Below are 14772 nucleotides of genomic sequence, written 5' to 3'. Positions count from 1 at the left end.
GGCCACCATGCATCGGGTGTTCATCGACGGGCAGGAAGGTACGACGGGGCTCCAGATCCGCGAGCGGCTGCAGGGCCGCCGCGACCTCCAGCTGCTCGAGATCGACCCCGAGCGCCGCAAGGACCCGGCGGCGCGCCGCGCGCTGATCAACGAGGCGGATGTGCTCATCACGTGCCTGCCCGACGACGCCGCCCGCGAATCCATCGGATGGATCGAGAACCCGAGGACGCGCGTCATCGATCCGAGCACCGCGCACCGCACGGCCGACGGGTGGGTGTACGGCTTCCCGGAGCTCCGCCCCGGCCAGCGCGAGGCCGTCCGCGGCGCGCGGCGCGTCGCCGTCCCCGGGTGTCACGCGACCGGGTTCCTCGCGCTCGTGGTGCCGCTCGTCGACCAGGGGCTCCTGCCCAGGGACGCCCGCGTGATCGCGCACTCGCTCACCGGCTACAGCGGCGGCGGGCGCAAGATGATCCAGGCCTACGAGCAGGCCGAAGGGGCGCGCCGCGAGCAGCTCCGCGGCCCGCGCCCGTACGGGCTCACCCTGCAGCACAAGCACCTGCCGGAGATGCGCGCCATCGCGGGCCTCGACAGGGCGCCCCTGTTCCAGCCGGTCGTGGGCGACTTCTACAAGGGCATGCTCGTCTCGGTGCCCCTGTTCACGGACGCGCTGGCCCGGCCGGCGACGCCCGCCGCGGTCCACGAGCTCTACACGTCGTATTACGCCGGCGAGCCGTTCATCCGGGTGATGCCGCTCGGCGGCCAGGGCGCGCTGGAGGACGGCTACCTCGGCGCGGTGGAGTGCAACGACACGAACCGACTCGACGTGTTCGTGTTCGGAAAGCCGGACCAGATCCTTGTCGTGGCGCGCCTCGACAACCTCGGCAAAGGCGCCTCCGGCGCGGCGGTGCAGAACCTCAACCTGATGCTGGGCGCGCCGGAGGCCACCGGCCTCGACTGAGCGTCACCCGGGTCACCCGGGTCACCCGGCGCGCGTGTAGAGCCGCGGCGCCGCGCTCTCGAGGGCGCCGATCAGGCGCTCCGCGGCGTCGGCCGACGCGCGCCGGAACGCGATCCGCCAGGGCCGGCGGAGCGGACCGGACGAGAGCCGCTTGACCAGAAGGTCGCCGCTGCCGAGGTAGGCTTCCGCCACCCATTCCGAGAGGGTCGCGATCCCCATCCCGGCGCGCGCCGCGTCGACCACGGCCTCCGTGAGCGGGAAGCGCAGGAGCTCGATCTTGGGCCGCTGCCGCCCGAAGACGGCGCCCATGAACCAGCGCGCCTCGGCCGGCGTTGCGTTCGGCGTGATCAGCGGGCCCTCGCGGAGGTGGTCGCGCGTGAGCGAGGCCCGCCCGGCGAGCGGGTGCGAGCTCGAGATCACGAAGACGACCTCGTCCGAGAAGAGCGGCCGCTCCACGAGCGCGCAGCCCGCCTCGCGGTCGCTCGGCAGGGACGACGTGGTGAGCAGCGCGACGTCGATGTCCCCCCGGACGAGCGCGGCGACCGGATCGTGGGTGTGCTCGACCGCGAGCACGATCTCGAGGCGGGGCAGCCTGCGCCGGAGGCTCGTCATCGCGGAGGGGAGCCAGCGGTACGCCGTGTAGCACTCGCACACGAGGCGGACGCGCGTCGTCGCGGCGACCGGCGCCGCGACCTCCCGCTCGAGCTCACGGAGCTGCGCGAGGACGAGCCCGGCCCCCGCGATGAGCCGCTCTCCCGCGGCGGTCGGCGTGACCCCGCGCGCGGTGCGCTCGAAGAGGCGCGCGCCGACGCGGTCCTCCGCCTGGGCGAGCGCCCGGCTCACGGCGGACTGCGTGATGTGCATCGCCGAGGCGGCGCCGGACGTGCTCCCGGCGGCCGCCAGGGAGAGGACGAGCTCCAGGTCGCGGATCTCGAGCTGTGGCCGCGGTCCGATCGCGGGAGGCGCAGGGGGAGACGGTATGCGTGACACGCATAGATCCTATCACGACGATGCGTTGGACGCACAGCCCCGCGAGGCGCACCTTGGGCGCCGTCAGGAGGTTTTCATGAAGCTCTATTTCGCTCCGCTCGCATGTTCTCTCGCCACGCGCATCGCCTTCTACGAGGCCGGCGCGGAGGCCTCGTATGTGGAGGTCGACCTCGAAACGAAGCGGACCGAGGGGGGCGCCGACTACCGTGCGATCCACCCGCTCGGGTTCGTCCCTGCGCTCGAGATCGAAGGAGGCGAGATCCTCGCCGAGAACGCGGCGATCCTTCAGCTCGTGGCGGATCGGTTCCCGGCGGCGGAGCTCGCGCCGCGGGATCCGCTCGGCCGGGCGCGCCTCCAGCAGTGGCTCGGCTTCATCGGGAGCGAGCTCCACAAGGCGGTCTACATGCCGCTCCTGGACAAGACGGCCTCGGCCGAGGTCAAGGCCCATGCGCTGGCCGGGGCGCCGCGCCGCCTCGGCTGGGCGGCCGATCGGCTCGAAGGGCGGGAGTTCCTTCTCGACCGTTTCTCGGTCGCCGACGCGTACCTCTTCGCGGTGCTCAACTGGTCCGTTGTCACGCCGATCGACCTGAAGTCCTGGCCGGCGCTCGCCGCGTACCACGCGCGCCTCCACGGACGTCCGAGCGTGGCGCGCGCCTTCGCCGAGGAGCGGGAGGGCTACTTCCGGGAGCAAGCGCGGCACGCGAAGGCCGCCGAGGCCGTCGACGCGCCGGCGCCGAACGTCTGACCCGAGCGGAGCGCGCACGGCGCGCCCGGCGGCGGGCGCGCTGGGTCCGCCGCGATCGCGGACCGGGACCGGGGCGACGATGCGTGCGACGCGAGCCGACAAAGTGGACGGAATGCGAGAGGAGGCGAGAGCGGTCGACGGCCGTTGAGGCGATGAGAAGCGGCGATGGAAGGACCGAAAGATTCGATGAATGATGGGAAGGGGCGGCGCAACCAAGGCATAGGCGCATGGGCATGGCCGGCCAATGGCCGGCCGATGGCCGGCGGCCAGCCGATGACCGGCGGCCAGCCGATGGATGACGATGACCGACGGTCAATGACCGACGGTCAATGACGCATGACCGACGGACGCGCGACGTCATGGCGCCCCTCACGAATCCAGCTTTTCACGCGCGACCGGCTCTGATACGAGAGTCATTATGAGACACTTGCGACAACTCTTCGTATGTTCGGTCCTGGCCATTGCTGCGATCCCGGTCGGCTGCACGGCGGACGCGCCGGAGGACGCCGAGCAGGAGTCCGAGGTCGGCTCGCTCAGCCTGGCCCTCGTCGGGAACAGCTCCTCGGGCGCGACGTACCGCCTGTCCCAAGCGTGGTTCGATATCTACGGCCCGACGGCGCGGACCATCTACGGAGGGGTCGACACGCCGGTGCTCGCGGAGGTGCTGCCGGTCGGCGGTTATAACGTGGCGCTCCAGCCGGGCTGGGTCCTCGAGCGGTGGACCGGCGGCGGTTACCAGGCCGTCTCGGCGTCCCTCACGTCGGCGAACCCGACGTGGGTCTACATCGGCGAAGGTACGACGTCGACCGTGGCGTTCCAGTTCCGGGCCGATGGCGACGTCATTTCGGTCGGGCAGGGGAGGCTCGACATCGTCATCGGGGTCGACGACACGACGCCGCCGCGCGAGGACACCGATGTGGCGTGCAGCAACGGTTACGACGACGATGGCGACGGCCGCCCGGATTGCTCCGATCCGGACTGCCAGTTCCAGCCGTTCTGCGGGCCGATCGGCGAGGACACCGATTGGGAGTGCAGCAACGGCTACGACGACGACATGGACGGCCTCGCGGATTGTTCCGATCCGGACTGCCAGGGGTATCCCTTCTGCGCGCCGGTGCGCGAGGACACCGATTGGGCCTGCAGCAACGGCGCCGATGACGACATGGATGGCCTCGCGGATTGCGCTGATCCGGAATGCCAGCCCTATCCGTTCTGCTCGCCGTGGCGCGAGGACACCGATTGGGCGTGCAGCAACGGCGTCGATGACGACGGGGACGGCCTCGCGGATTGCTCCGATCCGGAGTGCCAGTGGATGCCGTACTGCATGCCGGTGCGCGAGGACACCGACTGGACGTGCAGCAACGGCGCCGACGACGACGGGGACGGTGCCGTGGATTGCTCCGATGCGGACTGCCAGTCGCAGCCGTACTGCATGTCGTGGCGCGAGGACACCGATTGGGCCTGCAGCAACGGCTCCGATGACGATGCGGACGGCCTCACGGATTGCTCCGATCCGGACTGCGTGTGGTTGCCCGTCTGCGCGATGCCGGGCCTCGTCATCGAGGACTTCGAGGACGGCGATTTCCTCTTCTCCGCGCCGTACGCGGGCAGCGCCCCGCCGTTCACGGGGCCGTGGGTGACGTACGACGACGGGACCGTCCCGCCGGTCGACCTGTTCCCCGCTCCGGGGCCTTTCAGCTCGACGGCGCTCGCGGCGCACTCCCCGGGGGTGCCGTCCGCGTCGGGCGCTGGCGTGGCGCTGTCCTTCGAGATGTGGCCCGTCGATGTGTCGCCGTTCCAGGGCATCCGCTTCCACATCCGTGGCCAGGGCACGCAGGTTCGCTTCGACGTCGGCACGCTCCTTACGACGCCTGAGGGCGGGCTCTGCTCGGCTTGCTACGACAGCCACGGTATCGACCTCTGGGTCGGACCGGAGTGGGTCACCGTGGAGCTGCGCTGGTGGGATCTGATGCAGCAGGGGTGGGGCACGCTCGTGCCGTTCGAGCCGTGGAACGTCATGAACCTGAACTGGCGCACGCCCGTGGGACAGCCGCTGCGCATCGAGATCGACGACGTCCAGCTGTTCTGAGCTCGGGCGCCCAGGGAGCAGCGCCAGCGCTGCGCTGCTCCCGGGGGCCTCGTCCTCCGCTGTCGTGTCAGGCGACGTTGCGGGGGGGCGGCGCCGGGCGCGCGGTCAAACTTCGCATGCAGTGCATCAGGCCGGCCCGCAGGTTGGCCTTGGTCACGATGGCGCTGAGGTCGAGCCCCAGCGCCACCATCGTCTGCGCCACCGTCGGGCGGATGCCGCAGATGATCCCCTCGGCGCCGAGCAGCTGGATGGCCCGCACGAGCTTGATCAGGTGATCGGCGACCTTCGTGTCCACCATCTGCACGCCGGTGAGGTCCAGGACGGCGAACCGCGCCCCGCGGCTCGAGATCGCCTCGAGCAGGCTCTCCATCGCGTCGGCCGTCCTCGCGCTGTCGACGACGCCGATCATGGGCAGCGCCAGCACGCCGTCCCACACCTCGATGATCGGCGCCGCGAGCTCCCGGATGACCCGCTGCTGCGCCTCGATCACGTCGAGCTTCGTCTGGAGGGCCTGCTGCGCGCGCTGCCCCTCCGTCACGTCGAGCGAGAACCCGACGACGGAGCTGACGTGCCCCTCTTCCTCCGCGAGGGGGACCATCCAGCTCTCCCATACACAGCCGTGCACCTCGGCCAGCCCGTGCACCGGGTCACCGGCCAGCGCGCGCCTGACGGCGCCGTTGGCCTCGCCGTAGAGGTCAAAGATGTTCGCGCCGACGAGCTGTCCAGGTTGATGGCCGACGGCCTCCAGCCCCTTGCCTTCATGGTAGAGATACGTTCCGTCGGTATCGACGGCCCACATCGCTATCGGAAGAGCGTTGATCAAGGCGCGGAGCATCCTGTCCCGCGCCCTCAGCTCGGTCAGCTCGTCGAGCGCGCCGTCGCCGGCCGGCGCGTCACGGAACGAGCCGTAGACGAGCCCCTCCGAGCGCGCGCCGCGCACGACGCAGGCGAGCGGTTTGTAGCTGCGCTCCGCGCTCATGACGCGGCCGTGGACGTGAATGGGGGCCGTGCTCTCACGCACTTGCTCCCACCTTGTGGTGAGCGCGCCGCGGTCCTCCGGGTGGAAGAGCTCGGTCAACGGGGTTCCTTGCGCGAGCGCGGGCCCGATCGTCCGGCCCAGCGCGTCGCTCCATCGCAGCAGCGCGCCGTCGCCTCCGGCGACGAACAGCATCTCCGTGGAGTGAGCGATAAAGTCATCCAGCGAGCTCAGTGCTCCGTTTGCGTCAGCCATCGTATTCCCCTCCGCAACCGGACAGGCATACCGGGATTGCGCGTAACAAGGTAGATCGATGACCGCAAGCGAATAGTAGGGTGCAATCCGCGACGCGCACGAAGGCATGGCCTTACTCCAATCATCGGAGCGCACGAGGGGGACATACGGCCTCGGCCACGATCTCCGGCGATCTGTACGACCGGTACGTACCGGTTCGTCCGCGTCGGAGTGGCTCAGCCGCCGGCGTCGCGGGTGGGAATGCCGAGCAGATAGAGCTTCTTCGCTCTCCCGCCGATCACGCCCTTCTCCCATCTGTAATCTTCGTTCTGGAGCCCGCTCAACAGCTCATCGAGGTCAGCGAGCGTGTAGGTCCTCGCGTTCGAGACCGCCCCGTCCCACGCGAAGCACAGCGGGATGATCGGAACGATATAGGTGAAGACGAGCTGCCGCAGGGTCATGGGCCTCGCCAGGGGCGTGATGAGGAGGCACATCACGAAGTTGATCGGGAGGGCGAGCCACCCGAGGAACAGCGGATGACTGTTGTCGCTGATCTCGAAGATACAGAGGGGCTGCCTGCTCCGCTGGGCCGACTCCAGTATCTTCCTCGCGTTGTCCGGCCTCATGTGATGAAAGCTGCTGACCATGGTTCTGAGTCCGTCGAGGCCAGCCATGTCGCCGCCGATCTTCGTGGCGTCCACCGGGGTTGTCTGGTAGGATACATGGCTCCCTTCCTGGTTGTTGATGAGCTCCGCCGCCTCCTTGCTCGGGTACAGGTCCGTGAGCGTCAGTCGGGTGCCCTCGAACCCGGGCTTCTCGCGCAGGGTCCGCACGACGTCGATCATCGGCCCGCCGCTCCCGGAGCAGAGGTCGACGATCTTCGATGTGTTCGACTCCTTCAACGCTCTGGCGATCAGCTCGACCAGCGCCTCGCGCGTGCCCAGCGCCCTGTGCATGATCACGAGCAGGCGTGTCATGCAGGCCCGTAGCCACCCGGGAAACCAGCTGAAATCCTCTATCTCGAACAGGTGTATGCGCTTCATTCGCTCCTCGGGGTCGTGCGGCCTGACCGCGCGCGGCAGCGCGGGTCGCGTGCTGGCTCCGTCGGGCGGCCGGTCGTCTCTCCGGCTGCCCGCTCGGATCGAGTCTATTCAATTTTGCTCTGCGGCGCGATGGCATGGAGGTGCGGCGTGAAGCGCATGATCTTCGAGATGGAGACCGCGGACCCGGATGATTTCATGACGCTGCTCTGGCTCGCCGATCACCCCGACGTCGAGCTGCTCGGCGTGCTCGTCACGCCCGGCTCCGAGGATCAGTGCCGGCTGGTCCGCTGGGGGCTGGATCGCTGCGGGCGGGCGGAGGTCCCGATCGGCGCGCTGCACGGCCCCGCGTGGTGGGCGACGAGCGAGGGCAAGAAGGCGCGGGTCTCCGGCTTCCACCAGGCGTGCTACGGCCCCGGCATCCTGGAGCACCCGGCCGGCGAGGTCGCGGGCGGCCCCGCGCTGCTCGCCGAGCTGCTCCGCGAGCCGGACGCCACGGTGCTCGTCGGGGCCGCGCCCAAGAACATCGGCAAGGCGTTCAACGACGTCCCGGGGCTCCGGCTGGCTCGCTGGGTCCAGCAAGGCGGCTTCGCGGGCGACAACCTGGTCGCCGAGCCGCTCGAGAAGTTCCGCGGGCGCCTCACCTGCCCGAGCTACAACCCCGGCGGCGCGCCCCGGGAGACGCTCGCGCTGCTCGCCTCACCGCAGATCGGAGAGCGGAGGTTCGTCTCGAAGAACGTATGTCACGGGGTCGTCTATACCGAGGCCATGCGCGACGCGCTGAGCCGCCGGGTCTCGGGGCGATCGCCGCGGGGCGGCCTGACGAGGATGATCGACGCGCTCGATCGGTACCTGGCAGACAAGGGCGTGGGCAAGGCGATGCACGATCTCGTGGCGGCCGCCTGCGCGCTCGACGAGCGCGTCTGCGACTTCGTCGAGGTCGAGATCTACCGCGAGAAGGGCGAGTGGGGGGCGCGCGCCATGGAGGGCACGAGCACGCGGATCTCGGTCGGGTTCCACGAGGAGCGCTTCCTCGACGTGCTCGCGCGCTGAGCGGCCGGCGGAGCCCGCCTCACCGGGCTGCGCAGGTCGTGCGGAGGGCGCGCGCCCTGTCGATGCACGCGGCGAGGGCGTCCTCGGGCGGCTCGTCGGGGCACGCGGCCTCGAAGGCGCGGATGGCGTCGCGGAGGCCCCCCGCGCCGCCGGCGCCGAGATCGAGCTTGTGCTTGCGATCCTCGTCGTCGTCGTCACCGCCGACGAGCAGGAGCGTCCCGACGACCGCGCCCACGACGACGACGCCCGTGACGACGCCCGCCACGATCACCCCCGTCTTGCCGTCCACGTCCGGCGGCTCCGCGTCCGGGAGCGACGGCGTGCCCGCCGGGATCGGCTTGGCCTCCAGGCCCGCAGCGAGCGCGGTGGTGGCGATGCCGCCCGCGAGCCCGAGGCCGCCGATGACGAGGCTCGACACCGTGAGCGCGCTCGGCCCCGCGTCCGCGCGCGCGCTCACGCTTGCGGAGAGGCGCACCTGCGCCGCGTTGCACGCGGCGTAAGCGTCGAGGCGGTGGATCTCGAGCGACGCGCGGGGCGCGGTCTCTGGCGGCAGCTTCGCGGCGAGGATGATGTCGTCCGCCGATCGCCGGAGCGTGAGCGGTGCGAGCGGCTCGGGGGCGGCCGCGGGCCGCGTGGAGGCCTTGCCGCAGCCGGCCAGTCCACACGCGATGAGCAAGAGCGTCGTGCAGGAGAGGGCATGATCGCGCCTTCGGGTCATACAGCCACGCTACGCCGATCGAGCGCGGTTTCGTCGAGCGAAATGGGCCTCGTCGCGGTCCGGAACGACCGCCGGCGAGCGGGCTGAGCCAGGATGACAACGTGGTGTGGCCGACGCGCCGAGGAGCGGAAGGTGCGATATGCGCAGGCCTGTTGGCCGTCCCGAACGTGAGCTCCACCGCGTGTGTTAAGATACCCTCCCTGGCGGCCGGCCTCGTGTTTCGCGGAAAGAGGGCCGGTCCCGGCGAGGGGCTTCGCAGGATGGGATTCGAGCAGGCATTGCGCGAGGTCAGGAGATGAGCACGGCCGATCGCCGGCGACCGGCGGATGTCCTCGAGGCGCTTCTCCGGGAGCCGCAGCGTCGCGCGCTCTGGCAGGCGTCGGCCAGAGCGCTCATGCCGCTCCGCCGCGGTCCGGCGCCGGCCGAGCTCTCGGCCGATCTTCTCGTGCGGGTCCTCGCCCTGCGACGTCCTGCGGAGGGGTACGACGAGAAGCTCCATGCACGTCTGGACGTCGCGCACCTGCGCGGACACGTGGCGCGCACGCTCGGGAGGATGGGTCGTCGCGCCGCCGTCGCCGCGCCGGTGCTCGTCGAGACGCTGCGTGAGCCGCTGGGGGAGCGGTGCTCGCCCATGTGCTGCTCGGCTTCGTCGGTGCGTCACGAGCAGATCCTCGCCCGGGTCAGCGTGCTCGATGCGCTGCGCCGGCTGGGCCCGCAGGCGGGGACGAGCGTGCCGGCCGACGTCGTGGCGGAGCTCCTCGCGCCGGCGTCCCGCAGGATCGCCCTGAGCGCGGCGGAGCTCCTCGCGCGACATCCGGAGAGCGCGCTTCACCACCGCGCGGCGCTGCTCGCGGCGCTCGAGCATCCGTACGCGCCCGTGGTCGAGGCGGCCGCGCGCGGGCTCTCGCGGGCGGCCCCGAGCGCCGCGCGCGAGGCGGTGCGTCCTCTGACGACGCTGCTCCGACACGAGCAGGGCGGCGTGCGGCGCGCCGCGATCCGGGCGCTCGTCGCGATGCGCCCGGGCGCGAAGGGAAGCGAGATCGCGCGGGCGGAGGAGCGCTTCGCGTGGCTCGCCGAGCGCGATCCGGACGCCGCCGTTCGGGCGGTGGCCCGCCGCGCTCTCAGGTCGCTCGAGGGCCTGTCGGCGGCCGAAGGTGGCTAGGACTTCCGCTCGCCGCCGTCGCCGAGCATCCCTTCGGGCTTGAGCCCGACCACGAACTTCCCTCCAGCCTTCGCCATCTCCCCGAGCGCCTCGATCTCCCGCAGCTTGAGCAGCGCGGGGTTGTCGGCGATCGCCCGCGCCTCCTCGATCTGGGCGGTCAGCTTGAGCTGAATCCGCTCCTTTTCGGCCTCGGCCATGAGGCGCGTCTGTTGCATCGTCGCCTCGATCTTCTGGCGCGCGCGCTCGTTCTCCGCCTCGGCCTGGATACGGAGCGCCTCGGCGTCCTTGCGCGCCTGGATCACCTTGGCCTCGGCGCGCCGCTCGGTCTCGAGCACCTGATTCATGATCTCGCGGAGGTTGCCGGGGAAGACGAGGTCTTTCACGTCGGCGCGCACGATCTCCACTCCGTAGCGGGCGGCGGTGCCCTTCACGTCGTCGCGCACGGCGTCCGAGATCTCGTTCCGGTCGCTGAGGATCGCCTCGAGGCTCCGGCTTGCGAGAAAGCGCCGCGCGGCGAGCTGCACGTCCTCGTAGATGAGGAGGCCGACGAACGACTGCTGGATGATCACCTCTGTCTTCGTCTTGCTCATGGCGGGTGGGGAGGAGGGGGATGCGCGGCGCGGAGAGAGCGCCGGCGCCTACACGCTGGCGATGTGCAGTACGGGCCTGGGAGGACGACGGCTTCTGATCTCTTGGAAGGAGACCGATCGCCCCAGCCCGCTACGGCCAGGTGGGCGCCGACCGCGACAGGCTACGCGACCCGCCACGCAGCGCAAAGGCCCAGCCTTCGCGTCCCGCGCCCTCTGGCAGGTACGCCGCGCTCCTCCGGGGAAGCGGGATTGACATCGCCGCCGTTCGCCAGATAGCCTGAACAGGTTGGACGGACTTGGGTGGACTCACGGAACGGGAGTTTGGCCGGTGGATGGCTGGACGACGACCACCGGCTCGGGCGGCCCGAACCATCGCGCGACAGGTGTGAGCGCGTCGCACGTCGCCTCGTGACGGACGTGATTCCCACCGAGACCCCGACAAGGTACGCGGACGCCGAAGAGCCGGCCTGCGCTCCGGCAAGCATGCTCCGTAAGGCCTGGTGACGTGTTGTCGTGTCCGAACCTTCGAGAAGGTTGATCCAATGGGTGCCATCAGCGAATGGGATCGTGACTACAACCTCGTCGAGGCGAGGAAGCATCCGTCGAAGAAAGCCGAGGCGCCGCACCAGACGGAGGCCCTTGCGAGGCTCCGGGGGTGGTACGAGTCAGCGTCCACACCCGATGCGGGAGGACTGCTCGTGCTTCCGACCGGAGGAGGCAAGACCTTCACGGCCGTGCGGTTCCTCTGCCGCAATCCGCTGAGCGATGGCTACAAGGTGCTGTGGCTCGCGCACACGCACCACCTCTTGGAACAAGCCCTGGATGGCTTTGGAAAGCGCAGCGACGGGGCCGAGGCGATGGAAGTCGGCTTGATCCACGAGCCGAAGGAGCGGCTGCGGGCGAGGGTCGTCTCGGGGACGCCGGGGCACAGCAAGATTGCAGCCGTCAAGCGCGATGATGACGTGGTGATTTGCACGCTGCAGACCGCCGTGCGCGCGCACCGCGAAAATCAAGCTGCTCTGCGCGCGTTCCTGACCGCGGCGAAGGGGAAGCTGATGGTGGTGTTCGACGAGGCGCACCACGCGCCCGCCCCGTCGTACACCAAGTTCCTCCTCGCGCTGCGCGAAGAGGCGCCAAAGATGAAGCTGCTCGGGCTCACCGCGACCCCGATGTACAACGACAAGAGGGGAGAAGGCTGGCTGGCGAAGCTCTTCCCGCAGAGGATCCTGTTCGAGGTGAGCGCCTCCAAGCTCATGGCGATGGGCATCCTCGCCAAGCCGATCCCGATTCCATGCAGCACGAAGTTCGAGCCGAAGGTCGACGCCGGGCAACTTCAGCGGTGGCGCGCGACCTTCCAGGATATGCCAGAAGAGATCGTCACTCGGCTCGCGGAGAACCAGGAGCGTAACGACAAGATCTGGAAGACCTACGTCGACCGTCGCCAGGAGTTCGGGAAGACGATCATCTTTGCCGACAGGTGGTTCCAGTGCGACTACCTGCGCGAGAAGCTACGCGCGCACGGAGTGCGCGCCGATGTCATGTACTCGCACGTCGAGGTGAACCCGGGCTCTGTCGAGGCCCGAAATCAGCAGTCGCGCGACAAGAACGCCGCCGTGCTGAAGAAGTTCCATGAAGGCAAGCTCGACGTGCTGATCAACGTGCGCATGCTGACGGAAGGCACCGACGTTCCCAACGTCCAGAGCGTCTTCCTCACGCGACAGACGACGAGCCCGATCCTGCTGCGCCAGATGGTCGGCCGCGCCCTCCGCGGGCCGAAGTTCGGTGGAACCTCTACCGCGAACATCGTCCTCTTCATGGACGAATGGCGCGAGGCCATCCAGTGGGCGGAGTTCGATGACGTCTGGGGCACGGGCACCGACAGACCGAAGCCTGAGCCGAGAAAGAGAATGCCGCTCCAGCTGGTGTCAATCGCGCTGGTCCGGCAGCTCGCGCGGTGGATCGAGCTCGGCGAGATCGCGCCGGCGTCGTTCCTCGAGATGCTGCCGCTCGGCTGGTACTTGCCCGAGTTCGACGTCGAGGTGTCGGGCTCCGAGGACACCGAGCACGCGCGCCCGATGGTCCTTGTCTACGCAGACGAGAAGGAGCACTACGACGCGTTCCTTGTGCACGCGGCCAAGGCCGATCTCGGGCGCTTCGCGGATCCAGAGGTGCAGTACGACGCCGTCGAGGCGCAGATGGAACGCTGGTGCAAGAAGTTCTTCGCCCACGCGGGCAAGTCCGCGAGCGGGCTCGGCATGAACCTGTTCCATCTGGTTCGACATCTCGCGCAGACGGGCGGGAAGTCTCCGCCGTTCTCCCCGTTCGAGCACCGCGAAGAGCACGATCTGACGCCGCTGGCGAAGGTCGCCGCGGCGGAAGACTGGGGGCCTGCGCGGACGCGGCAGCAGCTCGAGGCGATCTACATCGACGAGCGGCGCTTCTGGCGCGCGATGATCCCCACGTTCGATCTCTTCCGCGAGCAGTTCCGCATGCTGGTCGAAGCGGAGATCCAGCGCACGACGGGCGCGGGTGGCGCTCGTCGGGCGGGTGGCGTGATCGCGCCGGCTCAGCGGCTCGTCGACCAGGAGCCGTCCGAGCAGGTTAAGCGGGAGGTCATCCGTCGTGATGGGGAGCGCTGCCTCTGCTGTGGCGAGACGCGGCGAAAGAGGCTGCAGGTGGACCACATCATCTCGCTCTATCACGGCGGGACGAACGAGCCCCACAACCTGCAGACCCTGTGCTCAGTGTGTAACCGCGACAAAAGCATCAAGGAGATGCACTTCCGAAAGACCGAGACGACCCTGAAGTCGGCGCCACCGCTGAAGTTCCCGGCCGGATTCGACTCGGCGGAGCTCGACCAGCTCACGCTCGACATCCAGCGCACGATCAACATGTTTTACCAGTGCGCCGCGGTCGATGAAATCGAGATGAAGAGCAAGGGAGTCAAGCGCAGGGAGTGGCGCATCCGGCTGCGTTCGAACAACCCGCGTGCGTGGTTCGAAGGGCATATGGATGCCCTTTTTGGTCGGGTTGTCGAGGCGCAGAAGGGCGGTCGAACCGAGCCCGTTCGCAGCATCGTTCTCGAGGCCCCAGGACACGAGGACGGCTTCTGCGTCTACTCGAAACAGATCGGCGATATTCAACCTCTCCGCATTTCCGAGATCCGGCCGCGGACGTCGGTCGCGGTCTACTGGCCCTTGGGGCCGGGGGTGCCGAACGAGCCTCTCGCCGCCAAGGTGATTCGCGTCGACGCCCGGCGGAGAGAGGCACACGTCCGTGCGACGATCGGCCGCTTCGCGCGCGAGCTCACGAACGTGCCGTTCGAGGCGCTGTTCGCCCCCGGCGCCGCGCTTCGCGAGGAGGAGCAGGAATGAACGCTCGCGCCCGGGTCTTTCACGGGGTGAATGCCTGCAGCAGCCGATCGCGCTGCGCCCGCAAATAGCGGATGTCCTCTTCGTACAGCGCAGGGTGCCCGGCCGCGATGTGCGCCTGGGACGCGACGTCGCCGGCCGCGGCCCGCGCGCGCATGGAGGCGAGCAGCGCCGCGAGTCGATCGGCCACGGTGTCGAGCAACAGGTGCCCTGGCGGGAGGCCATAAGCGCGGCAGAACCGAGCTGCGTGCCGCGCCTGGTCCTCGGGGCTGCCGGCGCTGTCCGGGTTGCTCGGCGCGTGCAGCGGCGCGAAACGGTAGACAGCATACGCCACGTCCCACACGCGCGGGCCGGGATGTGCGGTATCGAAATCGATGAAGCCGACGACCCGGCCGCCGCGGACGACACAGTTGTAGGGCGCGAGGTCGCCGTGACAGATCACCTCGGCCGGCGGGCGGGGCGGGAGCTGCCACCGGTCGTCCGGTCCTGGCACGAACGTCGCGCTCGCGTCGTGGAACCGGCGCAGCAGGGCGGCGGCGGACGCGAGGAGCTCGGGCGTGCGCAGCTCGGCCGGGAGCGGGTTGTGCACCTCGCCGTCGAGGTACGACAGCACCTCGTTCCCCTCGTCGTCGCGCCCGAGCGGCTCCGGCGCCGCGTCGAAGCCCGCCGCCCGGAGGTGCCGCAGGAGCCGGTGGATGGCAGGCGTGGCCGCCGTCGCGGGCCGGTGGACCCTGTCGCCGCGCCGGCGCACGGTGTTGACGCCGCCCTTGAATACCTGCTCGTCGACCATGCAAAGCCCTCTCCGCCGGGGCGCCAGCGCCGCGGTGGCGGAGTCGGCCCCTGTTT

At 69.7% G+C, this 14772-nt stretch carries 13 protein-coding genes; 7 read left to right on the top strand and 6 right to left on the bottom strand.

Annotated elements, in window-relative coordinates:
* Nucleotides 1-7: 7 nt before the first annotated feature.
* Nucleotides 8-958 (top strand): N-acetyl-gamma-glutamyl-phosphate reductase, encoded by a 951-nt coding sequence (argC, locus tag WME95_RS27685; protein WP_437902383.1) that lies wholly within the window; start codon nucleotides 8-10, stop codon nucleotides 956-958.
* A 21-nt stretch (nucleotides 959-979) separates the two neighbouring features.
* On the opposite strand, the gene WME95_RS27680 is transcribed toward argC, so the two are convergent.
* Complete coding sequence (locus WME95_RS27680; protein ID WP_437902382.1) at nucleotides 980-1948, bottom strand: LysR family transcriptional regulator; 969 nt, start codon at nucleotides 1946-1948, stop codon at nucleotides 980-982.
* A gap of 76 nt (nucleotides 1949-2024) precedes the next feature.
* On the opposite strand from WME95_RS27680, the gene WME95_RS27675 reads away from it, so the two are divergent.
* The 3 genes from WME95_RS27675 (at nucleotide 2025) to WME95_RS27665 (ending at nucleotide 4782) form a co-directional block, all read left to right on the top strand.
* On the top strand, nucleotides 2025-2693 hold the full coding sequence (locus WME95_RS27675; protein WP_437902381.1) for a glutathione binding-like protein: 669 nt from the start codon (nucleotides 2025-2027) through the stop codon (nucleotides 2691-2693).
* A 165-nt stretch (nucleotides 2694-2858) separates the two neighbouring features.
* Nucleotides 2859-3026 (top strand): hypothetical protein, encoded by a 168-nt coding sequence (locus WME95_RS27670; RefSeq protein ID WP_437902380.1) that lies wholly within the window; start codon nucleotides 2859-2861, stop codon nucleotides 3024-3026.
* A gap of 94 nt (nucleotides 3027-3120) precedes the next feature.
* On the top strand, nucleotides 3121-4782 hold the full coding sequence (locus WME95_RS27665) for a hypothetical protein (RefSeq protein WP_437902379.1): 1662 nt from the start codon (nucleotides 3121-3123) through the stop codon (nucleotides 4780-4782).
* A gap of 67 nt (nucleotides 4783-4849) precedes the next feature.
* Here the strand turns inward: WME95_RS27665 and WME95_RS27660 are convergent, their stop codons facing one another.
* Both WME95_RS27660 and WME95_RS27655 read right to left on the bottom strand, forming a co-directional pair.
* Nucleotides 4850-6013, bottom strand: coding sequence for a PAS domain-containing protein (locus tag WME95_RS27660; protein WP_437902378.1), 1164 nt, complete (start codon nucleotides 6011-6013; stop codon nucleotides 4850-4852).
* Nucleotides 6014-6228: 215 nt separating this feature from the next.
* The gene (locus tag WME95_RS27655; RefSeq protein WP_437902377.1) at nucleotides 6229-7035 is read right to left on the bottom strand and encodes a hypothetical protein; all 807 of its coding nucleotides are present in this window, start codon (nucleotides 7033-7035) and stop codon (nucleotides 6229-6231) included.
* 147 nt (nucleotides 7036-7182) lie between these two features.
* Here WME95_RS27655 and WME95_RS27650 point away from each other — a divergent pair, with 147 nt between their 5' ends.
* Nucleotides 7183-8085 (top strand): nucleoside hydrolase, encoded by a 903-nt coding sequence (locus WME95_RS27650; protein WP_437902376.1) that lies wholly within the window; start codon nucleotides 7183-7185, stop codon nucleotides 8083-8085.
* 19 nt (nucleotides 8086-8104) lie between these two features.
* On the opposite strand, the gene WME95_RS27645 is transcribed toward WME95_RS27650, so the two are convergent.
* A complete protein-coding gene (locus WME95_RS27645) occupies nucleotides 8105-8803 on the bottom strand; it encodes a transcriptional regulator (protein WP_437902375.1) in 699 nt (232 codons plus the stop codon).
* Nucleotides 8804-9098: 295 nt separating this feature from the next.
* On the opposite strand from WME95_RS27645, the gene WME95_RS27640 reads away from it, so the two are divergent.
* Entirely contained in the window at nucleotides 9099-9965 is an 867-nt protein-coding gene (locus tag WME95_RS27640) for a HEAT repeat domain-containing protein (protein ID WP_437902374.1), read from the top strand.
* On the opposite strand, the gene WME95_RS27635 is transcribed toward WME95_RS27640, so the two are convergent.
* Nucleotides 9962-10555 (bottom strand): SPFH domain-containing protein, encoded by a 594-nt coding sequence (locus WME95_RS27635; RefSeq protein WP_437902373.1) that lies wholly within the window; start codon nucleotides 10553-10555, stop codon nucleotides 9962-9964. The genes WME95_RS27640 and WME95_RS27635 overlap by 4 nt on opposite strands.
* Nucleotides 10556-11097: 542 nt before the next feature.
* Between WME95_RS27635 and WME95_RS27630 the strand changes: the two genes are divergently transcribed.
* On the top strand, nucleotides 11098-13929 hold the full coding sequence (locus tag WME95_RS27630) for a DEAD/DEAH box helicase family protein (protein ID WP_437902372.1): 2832 nt from the start codon (nucleotides 11098-11100) through the stop codon (nucleotides 13927-13929).
* Between the two features lie 19 nt (nucleotides 13930-13948).
* Here WME95_RS27630 and WME95_RS27625 read toward each other — a convergent pair whose 3' ends face one another.
* Nucleotides 13949-14716, bottom strand: a complete 768-nt coding sequence (locus tag WME95_RS27625; RefSeq protein ID WP_437902371.1) for a phosphotransferase — start codon at nucleotides 14714-14716, stop codon at nucleotides 13949-13951.
* Nucleotides 14717-14772 lie beyond the last annotated feature (56 nt).

Origin of the sequence: Sorangium sp. So ce327 (assembly GCF_051530205.1) — a bacterium.
GTDB classification, from domain to species: Bacteria; Myxococcota_A; Polyangia; order Polyangiales; family Polyangiaceae; genus Sorangium; species Sorangium cellulosum_B.
This window is presented reverse-complemented; position numbering and strand designations above follow the sequence as displayed.